The following is a 14,768-nucleotide window of genomic DNA, read 5'->3' on the forward strand; positions in this document are numbered from 1 at the left end:
TATGAAAGGAATTATCCTCGCGGGTGGCTCAGGCACTCGCCTTTACCCAATAACAATGGGTGTTTCTAAGCAGTTATTACCAATTTACGATAAACCGATGGTTTACTATCCACTTTCAGTATTAATGCTAGCTGGTATCCGCGAGGTATTAATTATTACCACGCCAGAAGATAGTGACTCATTTAAGCGTCTACTAGGAGATGGTTCACAATTTGGGATTGAACTGAGCTATACATCACAACCCAGTCCTGATGGCCTAGCTCAAGCATTTATTTTGGGTGAAGAATTCATTGGTAATGATGATGTGTGTTTAGTCCTAGGCGATAACATATTTTATGGCCAAGGTTTTACCCCAAAATTAAAGCATGCTCTTGAAAATGCAAAAAATGGCCAAGGTGCAACTGTTTTTGGTTATCAAGTTAAAGACCCTGAACGTTTTGGTGTTGTCGAGTTTGATGAAAATAACAAAGCTATTTCAATTGAAGAAAAGCCTACCAAACCTAAATCGAATTTAGCCGTTACTGGTTTATATTTTTATGATAACTCCGTAGTTGAATTAGCTAAACAAGTAGAGCCTTCTCATCGAGGTGAATTAGAAATTACCTGTTTGAATGAGCTGTACTTAAAGAAAAATCAGCTTAACGTAGAGATTTTAGGTCGAGGTTTCGCTTGGTTAGACACAGGTACACATGAAAGTTTGCTTGAAGCATCACAGTTTGTTGAAACCATTGAAAAACGCCAAGGTTATAAAATCGCTTGTTTAGAAGAGATTGGTTTTAACAATGGTTGGTTAACCAAAGATCAGATTAAAGAATTAGCGCAGCTGTTTTCAAAAAATAGTTATGGCCAGTATTTGTTTTCAATAATCAATGAAGATTTTAAGTAATGAGCTTCTTTGAAACGATTACGCTTCCTACTCGTGGTGATCATCGAGGTGAACTAACAATTGTAGAAGCTTTAAAAAATATTCCATTTGAGATAAAAAGAATTTATTACCTTAAAGATCTCGATTGTGATACCCCTAGAGGGTTTCATGCTCATTATAAGTTAAAGCAGATGGCTATTTGTTTATCTGGCACATGCGAAATGCTCTTTGATGATGGGAATGTGAAAGAAACACTTATTATGAATTCATCTTCTGAAGGTATACTGATCCCACCTATGGTTTGGCATGAGATGCATAACTTTAGTAAAGATTGTATCTTTTTAGTGCTTGCATCTGATATTTATGATGAATCTGATTATATTCGAAGTTATTTAGACTTTATTAAGGTAGTGTCAAATGATACATAAATTAAGTGATGTTCAATCAATTACTATTGGTGATAATACAAATATTTGGCAGTTTTGTGTTGTACTTTCGCAAGCTAGAATTGGTCGTGATTGTAATATTTGCTCTCATTGTTTAATTGAAAATGATGTCATTATTGGTGATAGAGTGACGATTAAAAGTGGAGTGCAAATCTGGGATGGAATCACAATAGAAGATGATGTATTTATTGGTCCTAATGTTACATTTACTAATGATCTCACACCTCGTTCTAAACAGTACCCAACTGAGTTTTTTAAAACACGAATTTGTAAAGGTGCATCTATAGGTGCTAATTCAACCATTTTACCCGGAATTACAATTGGTGCTGGCGCAATGATTGGAGCCGGTTCCGTAGTTACAAAAAGTGTTGCTGAACATGTGACCGTTGTTGGCAACCCAGCAAAAGAGATTGAAAAATGATCCCGTTTTTAGATTTAAAAGAAATTAATGCGCAATATCAACAGCAATTAAAAGAAGCCTGTTCACGAGTAATTGATTCTGGTTGGTATATTATGGGTAACGAATTAGAGGCTTTTGAAACTGAGTTTGCTGCTTATTGTGGAACAAGATTTGCTGTAGGTGTTGCCAATGGCCTTGATGCTCTAACACTTACGTTGAGAGCTTGGAAAGAGCTTGGTAAGCTCCAAGCAGGCGATGAAGTTATCGTACCTGCGAACACATACATAGCAAGTATTTTAGCTATTACAGAAAATAGCCTAACTCCAGTATTGGTTGAACCTGATGAAGATACTTATAATTTATGTCCTTTTAAAACTAAAGCTGCGATAACATCTAAAACTAAAGCTATTTTACCAGTGCATTTGTATGGGTTAATCTCACCTATGCCGGAGCTAATGGATATTGCTGCAAAGCATGATTTACTTGTGTTAGAGGATTGTGCTCAGTCACACGGTGCGCAAATTAATGATAAAAAATGCGGTAATTGGGGCCACGCTGCTGGGTTTAGTTTTTATCCAGGTAAAAACTTAGGTGCTCTTGGTGATGCTGGTGCAGTTACAACAAACGATCCAGAGCTTGCTTCAATATTAAAAGCTTTACGTAATTATGGTTCACATAAGAAATATGAAAATTCATATCAAGGGGTGAATAGCCGATTAGATGAGATCCAAGCAGCTATGTTAAGTATAAAGCTAAAGTATTTAGATGCAGAAACCGAGCAACGAAGAAAAGTTGCACAAGCTTACCTAACTAAAATCATAAACCCACTAATAAAGCTGCCGAGGGTAGAAAAACAAGGGGCACACGTGTGGCATTTATTCACCATAGAAGTAGATAATAGAGACAATCTTGTGTCATTTTTGAATGAACAAGGAATTCAGACTTTGGTGCACTATCCAATTCCTCCCCATACACAAAAAGCATATGAAGGTTTTTTTGAAGGGGAGTATCCGATTACTGAAAAAATACATAAAAATATTTTGTCGTTACCATTAAGCCCTATTATGGGTAGCAAAGAGGTAGATGCAGTTGTAATTGCTTTGAATTGCTACAAATGAGCCAGAGTTTTATTTTCTTAGCCCTGCAGGTATTAAACATAGTAGTTGGGCTATTTTCTACAGTGTATATTGCGGCCAATATAGAGCCGCATTTTTACTCTTTGGTAATTATTTATCAGATCATCATTGCATTTTATGGCTGTTTTACATCTATTGGTTATGAAACTGTTTTAATAAGAAATGCATTAAAGTGGCAAAATGGGTTTGAACATAGATTGAAGTACTTTATTTCAATATCCTTAGTGATTCGTTTTGTTTTATTCTTTGTACTTATGGTGCCAGTTTTTGCTTATAGCTACTATATAGCTAAGAGTAATTACCAAGGGGATTATTTAGGTGCCATTATGTTATTCAGTTTGTCAGGGCTGTTTTTTTCCTTTAACAACTGGTTGTCTCTTATTCTGAAGTCTTTTAACAATTATATTGCAGCATTTACTATTCTTACTCTAGGTAGTTTAGTAACAAAAATTACTGGCGTATGGTTGTTCATAACGTTTGGATTTGAGTACTTTATATTAGTGTTAACCATTATGCCTGCATTGATATTTTTTAGTGGTGTTTGCTTTGTTTGGAAGTACCTTAAGCCAGTTAACATTACAGTACGCCGTTTAATGTTTGCGAAACGCTTTTTGGGCTTTGGTGCAATTGGATATGTAAAATATGCTTTAGCACAAAGTGACAGGTTGTTAGTTTCGATTCTTCTATCTCCAGAAATGCAAGGGGCTTACGGGCTTGCCAAGCAATTTCAAGAGATAGGAAAGTCTTTCATTGAGGGCTTTTTTGATCCGTTAATTCAAAGAGTCATCCAATATAGAAACGATATAAAAAAATGTGAAGTACACATCCGGTTTGTAGCTAAAGTGAATGCATTGATTGCGGTAGTAGGTGGCTTTGTGATGGTCGCATTGATAGTATACATTGATTTATTGGTTGAGTTACTTGGCTTCAATAAGTATGAATATATTGAGACTTATCTTGTTTTTGTACTGCTATCTTCTTTTACATATTTATTGTACAAAATACCTGGAAACTTAATAAGTTTATTTGCAAAGCCGAAATTATTAATTTTTATTGATGCTATAGGGTGGTTGTTGGGCGTAACTTCAATTGCTGTGGTTGCGAATTGTCTATCACTTGAGTATTTACACCTGAATAGATTGTTAACTGAACTATTTATGCTAGTTACATTTACATACCTTTGGATTAAAGGTAAAAATAGATATTTAAACATGAGAACAATATGAAATTTGCAATAAGAGATGATGATGTGAATTATCATTTTTCGGAACAACTTTTGTCCGATTGCTTAGATGGGGTCAGTGATATCTGTCCAGTAACTTTATCTGTGGTGCCATGGTACAAAGGCGATTGGAAGAAGAATCTTGAATTGCTCGAGTCTGTGGGTAGTGCAGGAATTACTGATGAAGTGATTAAGCAAATCAAGCTCGATAAGGATATCTATCATATTGATAGAAACCATGGGTTAATGGAATATTTAACCCATGAGATTAAAGTTGGGCGTATTGCAATTGCTCAACATGGAATATATCACCAGAATGATGATCTTGTAATTCCCCGATTTTCTAAAAACTTTGGTGTAGGGGCCGAATTTTATACGGATAGGGATCTATCTAAAGAGTTAGCAACATCAAATCAATATCTAAATGACTTGTTTGCTGGCCGAGTTTGTTTTTTTACTCCGCCACAAAATCTTTTATCAGAGCAAGGTCTTGATGCGCTCTACGTCAATGGTCTAAATGTGTGTGGTTATTTACCATCGGCAAAAAATTATGGCTTATTCAGTAAGTATTTCTCGACTGTAAGTTTTTTGAAAGTATTTAAGCATCAGCTTTTTAACCGCAAAACAAAGCGACCATATCCTTATGCGATAAAGTTTGGGAAAGGGCATTTTATTGAGCATGTTAGTCTGCAGCCAAGTTCTTCTCTAAACGAAATTAAAGATGCTATAGATTTTGTTTTCAAAAAACGTGGTGATTTCGTATTGTCTACACATACTTATGCGTTTGGTCAAAAAATGACCGGTAGCAATGAGACAATGAAAGATACTGTAATTAACATACTTAACTATGTGCGAGATAGGTACGAGGTTAATTTTGTCACGATGAATGAGATTTTAAGGTAAATAAAAGATGGATAATATTCTACATTTGATAGGAAGAGAAGATAGCCTTTTCGATAATGATATTGCTAGTTATGATAAAAAATTAAGAGAGCTAGTTAGTTTAAGCTCTTTTTTAGTGATCGGGGGAGCTGGCTCTATTGGTCAAGCGGTAACTAAAGAAATATTTAAACGAAACCCGAAGAAGCTACATGTCGTAGATATTAGTGAAAACAATATGGTTGAGCTTGTTCGTGATATTCGTAGTTTATTCGGCTATATCTCTGGAGATTTTCAAACATTTGCTCTTGATATTGGCTCAATTGAGTATGATGCATTTATCAAAAGTGATGGTAAATATGACTATGTTTTAAACTTATCAGCTTTAAAACATGTGAGAAGTGAAAAAGACCCATTTACTTTAATGCGTATGATAGACGTAAATATCTTTAATACGGATAAGACAATTGAACAATCTATTAGGTCGGGTGTAAAAAAATATTTCTGTGTGTCAACAGATAAAGCTGCGAATCCAGTTAATATGATGGGTGCGTCAAAACGTATTATGGAAATGTTTTTAATGAAGCACAGTCAAGATATCAATATTTCTACTGCTCGCTTCGCAAACGTTGCTTTTTCAGATGGATCCCTTTTACATGGATTCAATCAACGTATCCAAAAAAGACAACCTATTGTCGCTCCAAATGACATCAAACGATATTTTGTTACGCCTCAAGAATCAGGAGAGTTATGCTTAATGAGTTGTATTTTCGGTGAAAATAGAGATATTTTCTTTCCAAAGCTCAGTGAGTCGTTACATTTAATCTCTTTTGCTGATATTGCTGTTAAGTATTTAGCTGAATTAGGCTATGAGCCAGTGTTATGTGAGTCAGAAGAACAAGCGAGGGAGTTAGCATTATCGTTACCAGAGGAAGGCAAGTGGCCGTGCCTATTCTCACGAAGTGATACAACTGGTGAAAAAGATTTTGAAGAGTTTTTTACTGACAAAGAAGTTCTTGATATGACTCGCTTTGAGAATCTAGGCGTAATTAAGAATGAGCTTAATTTTGATGCTCATTTGGTAGAGCGTTTTTCAGACAGAATTGATGAGTTAAAGCGTGATATTTGGTTTAAAGAACAAATCGTTGAGCTGTTTTTCGAAGTTATACCCGATTTTGGTCATAAAGAGACGGGTAAATATTTAGACAGTAAGATGTAATTGAAAATAATGCAGGAAAAATAATGAACTATAAAATTCCACTTTTTAAATTAAATTTTGATGAAGCTGAGACGCATTCTGTTGTTAAGACTTTAGAAAACCAGTGGCTTTCAATGGGGCCACAGTGTGTTGAGTTTGAAGATACGTTTGCGCAAATGAGCGGAGCAAAACGCGGTGTTTCAATCGCTAATTGTACTGCTGCATTGCACCTAGCTCTAATGGCGTTAGATGTAAAAGAAGGGGACGAGGTGATAGTGCCTTCCCTTACTTTTGTTGCTACTGCTAACTGCGTACGCTATGTTGGTGCAACCCCTGTTTTTGCAGATATTACTAGCCTTGAAGATTTGACGATAAGTGTCGCAGATATCAAACGCAAGATAACGCCCAAAACTAAAGCGGTTATTCCAATGCATTTTGCGGGTTATGGGGCAAATATGGAAGCAATTATGTCTATAGCCAAAGAGCATGATTTGAAAGTAATAGAAGATGCTTGTCATGGACCGCTTTCAGAATACCATGGTAAGAAATTAGGCAGTATTGGGGATGTTGGTTGTTTTAGTTTCTTCTCAAATAAAAATATCAGTACAGGTGAGGGCGGAATGCTTATTACTAATAGCGATGAAATAGCTGATAAAATAAAATTACTGCGCTCTCATGGAATGACAACAATGTCTTACCAGAGGGCAACCGGTCACGCAACCACATATGATGTTGTAAGCAACGGTTTTAATTACAGAATGGATGACTTGAGAGCCGGCATTGGTCTAGCACAATTAAAGAAGTTACCTGCGGATTTAGAAAAGCGTAGCCAAGTTCGTAAGTGGTATCTAGAAGCACTCGAAGGCATTGAAGGTATCACTATTCCTTTTGAAGACAGACATGAGTTTTCTTCAAACTATGTTATGCCCATTGTTCTGGATAATGCAGATGATACACGTAGAGATTCCATTCGTGAACGTCTTCATAGTTGTGGTATTCAAACGAGTGTTCATTATCCAGCTGCACATCGTTTTTCTGTATTTCAAGAGTATGTTGCTGGTGAATTACCACTTACAGAATATGTAACAGACGCAGAGTTAACTTTACCTATGTATGCGGCTTTATCGAAAGAAGAAGTGAGCTACATTGCAGAATCTTTGAAAAAGGCTGTTTCAGAGTGAAAATCACGATATTAACTGATCAACATGATAGCTGGTTCGTGCCTTATGGTAACAAGCTTTTAGGAGCACTGAATACCTTAGGTGGGCTAGAAGTTGCTTATATACACGACCAAAGTGAAGTGCCAGAGAATAACGATATTTTATTCTTGCTAAGCTGCGTAAAAATTGTAAAGAAAAGCACCTTGGATAAGAGTAAAAGTAATATTGTTGTTCATGCAAGCGACTTACCTGCAGGCAAGGGCTTTTCTCCATTGCAGTGGCAAATTCGAGAAGGAAAAAGCGCCGTTACACTTACTTTATTTGAAGCGAATGAAGCGGTTGATGATGGACCTTATTATTTTAAACATTCTTTGGATTTGATTGACACTGAGTTACTACCTGAATCACGTAATCGTATGGCTGAAGAAATTGTGCAGATGTGCATTAAGTATGTAGCTCAATTCCCAGATTGGGAGCCTCATCAGCAGCAAGGAGCGGAAAGCTTTTACGGTCAGTTGACTGACAAAGATGACGAGCTTGATATCAATAAACCGTTGTCAGAGCAGATGGATCTAATCAGAGGTGCTGATTTTGATAAATTCCCTTTGCACTTTAGTTGTAAAGGTAAAAAGTTTATTGTTAAGGTGAGCCATGATGGAAAATCGTAAAGAGTATTTGCAGGTCTGTATTTCTTCTAATATTTCAGTGCTTGATGCAATGAAAAAAATGGATGAAGTTAGAAAAAAATTACTGATTACTATCGATGAAAGCGGCAAGTATGTCACATTGATCAGTATTGGTGATGTTCAAAGGGCTATCCTTCAGGGAGTTAACCTATCCTTATCTGTCAGTGAGCTAAAACTGGATCGTAAGATTGTTGCAAGTACGTCTGACTCAATGCAAGACATCTCTGATTTGATGAAGAAAATCAGGGCTGAGTTTATGCCGGTTTTAGATGGTGAAGGCAATATCATTAAAGTGGTGTTTTGGGAAGAACTTATCAATCAAGATGAGATAAAGCCATCTAATCAATACGATGTACCAGTTGTTATTATGGCTGGTGGTAAAGGTACTCGCCTCAAGCCATTATCAAATGTTTTACCTAAACCATTAACACCTATAGGTGAAAAAACGATCTTGGAAGAGATCATGTCCCGCTTTGAAAATGCGGGTTCAAATGATTTTTATATGTCTGTTAATTATAAAAAAGAAATGATTGAATACTACCTTAATAGTGTAAATCAGGCTGACAAAGTATCGTTTTTTGAAGAAGATAAACCATTAGGTACAGCTGGCTCGTTAAGTTTATTAAAAGGTAAAATTGACAAAACATTTTATGTTACTAATTGTGACATCTTAATTGAGCAAGATCTTGGCGAACTTTATGAATATCACCAGAGGAATCAAAATGAGATCACTTTAGTTTCAGCACTCAAAACGCTATCTATTCCATATGGAACTATACAATCAGGAAAAGACGGTATATTAGAGTCAATGGAGGAAAAGCCTCAGTTGACGTTTAAAATAAATGCTGGCGTTTACATTTTAGAACCTCATTTGCTGAACGAAATACCAGAAAATGAGTTTTATCACATAACAGATCTTATCGCTTCGGTAAATGACCGAGGGGGCCGAGTTGGTGTATTTCCAATCAGTGAGAAGTCATGGTTAGATATTGGGGAGTGGCCTGAATACATTAAGACGGTCAGAATGTTATCAGGCGAGGAGCAATTTCGTGGTCTCTGATGTGAGAGAAAAGAGAAGTAAGGTCACATTTATCTCGTTTCAAACCCTAAGGAATGATATCGCGACAGGTATGGTTAAGTTTTTATTGCCTCTGTATGCCGAGCTATCTAAAAGCAAGGCCGTCGATTACTATATTGGCGATGCAAGAAGTAATAGTGAGAAATACAAAGATATAAAGACGGTTTCATCATGCTATTTTTATATTTCTAAAATAGTAGATATTTTGGCGAGTAAACCTTTCTTCAAAAGGACTTTAGCTAAAAAACGCTACTATATGGAAGTTTTATTTGATTATATTTGCGCAAAAAAGCTGACTGATAAAACGTACCTAGTTGCAAGTTGCTACTTACCAAAAACGTTTGCCAAAAATCGTCAATTAGGTGGGAAAAATATTTTTATTGCAGGTAACCCCTGTGAGTTTGCTATTAGAGCAGAACTAAATAACTTAGAGACTAAGTTTGGTATAAATATTTCAGATGTATACACTGACTGTACGCGACTTGCCTTTATCCGTAAAAGCTACGCACAAGTTGATGAGCTGATGCTTTTCACGGAATCTCAGAGAAGAACATACACATCTTCATACAGAGATAAAGAAATTTTCTATCGAGAAACCTTTATAAAGCCTAATGCGAAGCTTTTTCCTGAAACGATTGTTACCAAGAGAAAACAATTTACATTTTGCTATATAGCACACTCAGTTTGGTTGAAAGGCCTTACAGTCTTGCTGGATGCATGGAAAGAAAGTCGACCTGCGGGGGCTAAATTATTAATTGGCGGAAATATTGAGTCTGGGCTGAAAAAGTCAATCGAAGAAAAGTATCGTGATATAGAAGGCGTTGAGTTTTTAGGTCGTGTGGAGGATTTAAACCTTTTCTTTCGCGAGTCACATGTGTGTGTCGTACCAAGTTTACTCGACGCCGGTCCTGCAACGGTCGCGGAGTCTCTCAGTTGTGGGACGCCTGTAATATGCTCAGATGGTTGTGGGTCTAGTACGTTGGTGACAGGTCCGTTTGGACAAGTTTTTAAATCGGGTAGTGATAAAGCGCTAGCGAAAGCATTAAATGAGCTCTCTAGTAACTATGGGAATTATAGTTTTACATCGCAAGACTTTGCAGCTGTAAGTGCTCGAATAGATGAATCTGAATTCCATACTGCTGCAGCGACACATATTTTAGAGGGGGTGAAGTAATGAAAATCCTTTTGATTGGCGAATTTAGCGCGGTCCATAAAAACCTTAAAGATGGGTTAGTTGCTCTGGGTCATGATGTCACTATCGCAGCTAATGGTAACGGGTGGAAAAGTATTCCTTGCGATATTGATATTTCTATAGAAAGCCAGTCTCTATTAGGCCGTTTGCAATATCGTAAGATGTTGATGGATTTCATTTCTTCTATCAAGGGCTACGATGTTGTTCAATTTGTTAATCCTTTCGTCTTCCCTGGTAATTTATTTCCGTTTAAATCTAGTCTCAAAAAAATAAAGAAGAACAATGGTGCGGTTTTTTTACTTGCTGCAGGCAGTGATGCGTACTTTTGGAAATATGGTCGTGAGAAGTTAAGTTATGGGCCTTTTAATGACTATTTAAAATATGATTTAAAGGCTTCTACACATCACTATGAAAGCAAAAAGTTCCTTCAATTAAATGATTTTTTTGCAAAAAATGTTGATGGGATAATTCCTGTTATGCATGAATATCGGGTAAGTTATGAGCACTGTGATAATATGACGCCAGTTGTACCATTGCCTGTGAATGTTGATGATATTCAATATTCAGAAAATAATTGTGTTGGAAAACTTGTCGTATTCCATGGTTTAAACCGTCCAGGCTTCAAAGGGACTCATTATGTTAGAGAAGCATTTGAAATCTTACGCTCCAAATATCCTGATGAACTTGATTTAGTGATTGATGGTAAAATGCCTTTGGATAAGTATTTAAAATTGATGAGCCAAACAAATATTATTATCGATCAAACAAATTCATATTCTCTCGGGTTAAATGGTATTTTTGCTTTGGCAATGGGGAAAGTTGTATTAGGTGGAGCTGAGCCTGAGTCTTTTGCTGATTTTAATATAAAGTCAGCACCTTATTTCAATATTCAACCTAACAAAGATAGCATAGTTGAGAAAGTAGAATACCTTCTACATAACAAGCACTTAATTCCTGATATTGGAATGAAATCAAGAGCGTTTGCTGAGCAAGTTCACGGTCATCTACATGTCGCAGAGAAATTCTTACAAATTTGGCAGCAACGGGACGGAAAGCATGCAAAATAAATCAGTAACATTTTTGATAAGTTCCTTAGGTGGTGGTGGTGCTGAGCGAGTATGTGCAATTATTGCCAGTGCATTAGCCCAACGAGGATGGAGAGTAACAGTACTTACCCTCAATGATAAAAATATGACTTTAGCTGGAGATCTGGATGAGCAGGTAAAGCTTGAAAATCTCGGAGTTAAAAAAGCTAGGAGTGCAACACTGCCCTTAGTAGGTTATTTAAAGCAAAATACTGTTGAGAGGCTAGTCGTTTTTAGCTACGAATTAACTCCGATAGCTGCGGTTTCTCGGTTTTTTATTAAGAATCCACCAGTGTTAATAGCACGTAATATTAACTCAATCACTCAAAAAATAAAAACAGAGAAAAGCTTTTGGTTAAGATCTGTAGTATTGCCAGTTGTTTGTTTTTTTTATTCACGTGTCGATCTTATTATTAATCAATGTGAAGCTATGCAGTTAGATCTATTGCGGTATAAGCCTAGTCTTGAAAAGCACTGTACTTATATATACAACCCAGTTAATGAGAAGTTTAGGCAACAAGGAGAGTTTCTTTTGTCTAAGCCATTGAAAAAGGAGTGTTTTATACTCTGTGTGGGTCGGTTGGTAGAGCAGAAGTCTTTTCATCATGCAATAATCGCATTCTCGAAAGTAGTACAATCAAATCCTGATTTAAGGCTAAAGATAATAGGTACAGGGCGTTTGGAGAAAGAATTAAAGAGTTTAACCGAGCAATTAAGTGTTCAGTCTAATGTTGATTTTGAGGGATTTAAATCAAATGTGGCAGATTATTACTCGAAAGCTAAGCTAACCTTATTAAGTTCTGCCTATGAAGGTTTCCCAAACGTCTTACTTGAATCATTGTCGTTAGGGACACCTGTTGTTTCTTTTGACTGCCCTAGTGGGCCGAAAGAAATTATTACTTCAGATATTGCTGGTGAACTGGTTGCGCAGAATGACACTGCTAAACTCGCAGAAGCAATAATTAAGCAGTTAAATAAGTCAGTACAGAGAAAGCAAGTTTTAAAATCAATAGCTCCATTTACAGTGAATAGCGTGATTCAAAGATGGGAAAATGTGTTAAACATTAATTAATGAGTTTGTTGTATGTTATTAAATATCAATATTTTTAACTTGTGTGCTCTTGACGTGTATAAAAATACGTCAAATCGCCAAGCTTATTACATTTATTTATGTGTGTTTTTTGCATCAATATATGCATTAATGTTATCGAGTTTACCTGTAAATGAAACGATTGTAGATAGAATTAACTATATATACTATGCTGAAAAATCACATGTTATTTTTGCTCGTTATCAAAGTAAGGGGCTATTTAGTGTCCTATTCAATGAACCGCTATGGCTTATTGTTAATATAGTATTAAGCTCAATTGGTGACCCCACTTTCATTATAAAAGTCATAGTGTTTTCATCATCTTTTACCGTAGCTTATTTTGTTTTGACAACTAACCCCAAGGGGTTTTTATTTTTATTACTATTGCTGCTATTTCCACAAGTAATTGGTAAATTTATAGTTCATATTAGGCAAGGTTTTGCAATATCAATATTCATCCTTGGGATTATGAGCGGAAATGAAAGGGTTCGGTTTTTCCTTATTATCTGCACTCCATTTATCCATTCCTCTTTTTTCTTCATAGTTTTTTTTGCCGCACTCTGTTCACAATTACAAACTTCTAAACTTGGGGAAGATGTTAGCAGTGTTGTCGCTGTTTTCATTAGCTTGTTATTAGGCAGCTCTATTTTGGTTGTTGGTACTTTCTTGGGTGCTAGACAAGTATCAGAAGATTCAGTAACTACATCAGCATCAGGATTTGGTTTTGTTTTTTGGTCGGCAATACTTGTTCTATATTATCTTGCAGGAAAAGATTTTATTCGAAGATATATATTTTCAATTTCATGTATAGTCCTTTATTTAGCAACTTATTTCTTTACAGTTTACACAGCGAGAATTTTTGAAAGTGGGCTAATCTTTGCTGTTTTGGCTGCGTTGAATTTGAGCCCGATGCGCAGATTAATGGCTTATAGCTTGTTTGTCTTTTTATTTTTGATAAGCATATTTGGTCGCCTTGGTAGACCGTTATTAGGTTTTGGGCTGTAGTTATGAGGAAACCATGTTAGTTTCTCCTTAGGTTTACATTGTTATCCCGCTTAATAAATTTAAAAAAGCGTAACTGTGCATGCTAATAGAGACAGCTTATCAGTTAAGTAAAAAATTTCTAGTGCGATATCCAACAACAAATTATTATATAAGATAAAAATGAAAATTCTACACATTATTACAGGATTAGGAGATGGTGGGGCTGAGGGTGTTTTAACTCGTCTATGCACTAACAGTGAGTACGTAGATCATGTAGTTATTTCACTTACGGATGAGGGGAAATATGGTGCTCAGTTAAGAAAAGCAGGCATTGATGTTCATTGTTTAAACATTTCTAAAAATTTTAATTCTATTCTTTCGTTTTGGCAACTTTATAAGTTGATTAAGTTGATTAAGCCTCAAGTCATTCAGACTTGGATGTATCATGCTGATCTATTAGGTGGAGTAGCTGCAAAGTTTGCAGGTGTGGAAGATGTTTTTTGGGGGGTTAGGCATAGTAATTTAACCCCTGGAACAGTAAAAAAATCAACAATATTGATAGCAAAGACATGTGCTTTACTTTCTAAATATATCCCAAAAAAAATAATTTGTTGTTCAGTTGATGCAGTAAAAACTCATATTGATATTGGTTATGAGTCAGATAAATTTATCACCATTCCTAATGGTTACTGTTTAGATAGATTTAAACCTTGCTTGGATACTTCTTATTTAGATGTGGAGTTTGAACTTCAAGGTTCTTTACTGGTTGGTATGGTCGGTAGGTTTGATATTCAAAAAGATCACATGAATCTATTTTCTGCGATAAGTAAAATAAAACATGAATATCCAACTATCAAGTGTTTACTAGTTGGTAATGAAATGACTTCTACAAATCAGGAGTTAATGACTCTGATTGAAAGATCAGGGTGCTCTGAACAATTAATTCTTTTAGGAAAAAGAACTGACGTTCCTTTCATAATGAATAAAATTGACATCCATATATTGTCAAGCCTAGGAGAGGCATTTCCAAATGTTATAGCAGAAGCTATGGCCTGTGGCACGCCTTGTGTATCTACAGATGTAGGAGATGCATCTCTGATCGTTGGTGATACCGGCTGGATAGTACCAGCTCAAGATAGTAATGCACTTGCTAGTGCATTAAGAAATGCATTTTATGAACTTTTATCTGACAGTATGCTCTGGAATGAACGGCAGATACTTGCAAGAAAGCAAATTGTTAATAAATTCGAGTTGGGTTCAATGGTTGATTTTTATATTCAAGTGTGGAGGGGAGGAAAGTAGATATAACTTGTTTCTAAAGAGGTATATTTTAACGAAGTAGATTAA

15 protein-coding genes are annotated in these 14,768 nt (G+C 35.9%); all 15 read left to right on the forward strand.

What is annotated here, in order from left to right; genetic code table 11:
• Position 1 precedes the first annotated feature (1 nt).
• The 15 genes from rfbA to HJP15_RS19900 all read left to right on the forward strand — a co-directional run bounded on the left by rfbA (position 2) and on the right by HJP15_RS19900 (position 14,723).
• A complete protein-coding gene (rfbA, locus tag HJP15_RS19830; RefSeq protein WP_170174436.1) occupies positions 2–886 on the forward strand; it encodes a glucose-1-phosphate thymidylyltransferase RfbA in 885 nt (294 codons plus the stop codon).
• Positions 886–1,293, forward strand: a complete 408-nt coding sequence (locus HJP15_RS19835; RefSeq protein WP_170174437.1) for a sugar 3,4-ketoisomerase — start codon at positions 886–888, stop codon at positions 1,291–1,293. Before rfbA ends, HJP15_RS19835 begins: the two co-directional genes overlap by 1 nt.
• Positions 1,283–1,732: an acyltransferase gene (locus HJP15_RS22230; RefSeq protein ID WP_170174438.1), complete on the forward strand. Its 450-nt coding sequence runs from the start codon at positions 1,283–1,285 to the stop codon at positions 1,730–1,732. The genes HJP15_RS19835 and HJP15_RS22230 overlap by 11 nt, the downstream gene beginning before the upstream one ends.
• On the forward strand, positions 1,729–2,829 hold the full coding sequence (locus tag HJP15_RS19845; protein ID WP_170174439.1) for a DegT/DnrJ/EryC1/StrS family aminotransferase: 1,101 nt from the start codon (positions 1,729–1,731) through the stop codon (positions 2,827–2,829). The genes HJP15_RS22230 and HJP15_RS19845 overlap by 4 nt, the downstream gene beginning before the upstream one ends.
• Positions 2,826–4,073 carry a lipopolysaccharide biosynthesis protein gene (locus HJP15_RS19850; RefSeq protein WP_170174440.1) on the forward strand — a complete coding sequence of 416 codons (1,248 nt, stop codon included), beginning with the start codon at positions 2,826–2,828 and terminating at the stop codon, positions 4,071–4,073. Before HJP15_RS19845 ends, HJP15_RS19850 begins: the two co-directional genes overlap by 4 nt.
• Positions 4,070–4,972 (forward strand): DUF2334 domain-containing protein, encoded by a 903-nt coding sequence (locus HJP15_RS19855; protein WP_170174441.1) that lies wholly within the window; start codon positions 4,070–4,072, stop codon positions 4,970–4,972. The genes HJP15_RS19850 and HJP15_RS19855 overlap by 4 nt, the downstream gene beginning before the upstream one ends.
• A 7-nt stretch (positions 4,973–4,979) precedes the next feature.
• Positions 4,980–6,167 (forward strand): UDP-N-acetylglucosamine 4,6-dehydratase, encoded by a 1,188-nt coding sequence (locus HJP15_RS19860; RefSeq protein WP_170174442.1) that lies wholly within the window; start codon positions 4,980–4,982, stop codon positions 6,165–6,167.
• A gap of 23 nt (positions 6,168–6,190) precedes the next feature.
• Positions 6,191–7,327 (forward strand): DegT/DnrJ/EryC1/StrS family aminotransferase, encoded by a 1,137-nt coding sequence (locus HJP15_RS19865; protein WP_170174443.1) that lies wholly within the window; start codon positions 6,191–6,193, stop codon positions 7,325–7,327.
• Positions 7,324–7,974: a formyltransferase family protein gene (locus HJP15_RS19870; RefSeq protein ID WP_170174444.1), complete on the forward strand. Its 651-nt coding sequence runs from the start codon at positions 7,324–7,326 to the stop codon at positions 7,972–7,974. The genes HJP15_RS19865 and HJP15_RS19870 overlap by 4 nt, the downstream gene beginning before the upstream one ends.
• Complete coding sequence (locus HJP15_RS19875) at positions 7,958–9,052, forward strand: nucleotidyltransferase family protein (RefSeq protein ID WP_212760714.1); 1,095 nt, start codon at positions 7,958–7,960, stop codon at positions 9,050–9,052. The genes HJP15_RS19870 and HJP15_RS19875 overlap by 17 nt, the downstream gene beginning before the upstream one ends.
• Entirely contained in the window at positions 9,042–10,244 is a 1,203-nt protein-coding gene (locus HJP15_RS22340) for a glycosyltransferase (protein WP_170174445.1), read from the forward strand. The genes HJP15_RS19875 and HJP15_RS22340 overlap by 11 nt, the downstream gene beginning before the upstream one ends.
• Positions 10,244–11,329: a glycosyltransferase family protein gene (locus tag HJP15_RS19885; protein WP_170174446.1), complete on the forward strand. Its 1,086-nt coding sequence runs from the start codon at positions 10,244–10,246 to the stop codon at positions 11,327–11,329. The genes HJP15_RS22340 and HJP15_RS19885 overlap by 1 nt, the downstream gene beginning before the upstream one ends.
• Entirely contained in the window at positions 11,319–12,419 is a 1,101-nt protein-coding gene (locus HJP15_RS19890) for a glycosyltransferase (RefSeq protein ID WP_170174447.1), read from the forward strand. The genes HJP15_RS19885 and HJP15_RS19890 overlap by 11 nt, the downstream gene beginning before the upstream one ends.
• Before the next feature lie 12 nt (positions 12,420–12,431).
• A complete protein-coding gene (locus HJP15_RS19895) occupies positions 12,432–13,442 on the forward strand; it encodes an EpsG family protein (RefSeq protein WP_170174448.1) in 1,011 nt (336 codons plus the stop codon).
• A 159-nt stretch (positions 13,443–13,601) separates the two neighbouring features.
• On the forward strand, positions 13,602–14,723 hold the full coding sequence (locus HJP15_RS19900; RefSeq protein ID WP_170174449.1) for a glycosyltransferase family 4 protein: 1,122 nt from the start codon (positions 13,602–13,604) through the stop codon (positions 14,721–14,723).
• The last annotated feature ends 45 nt before the right edge of the window (positions 14,724–14,768 follow it).

The organism is Pseudoalteromonas sp. NEC-BIFX-2020_002 (assembly GCF_013002825.1).
GTDB classification, from domain to species: Bacteria; Pseudomonadota; Gammaproteobacteria; order Enterobacterales; family Alteromonadaceae; genus Pseudoalteromonas; species Pseudoalteromonas neustonica.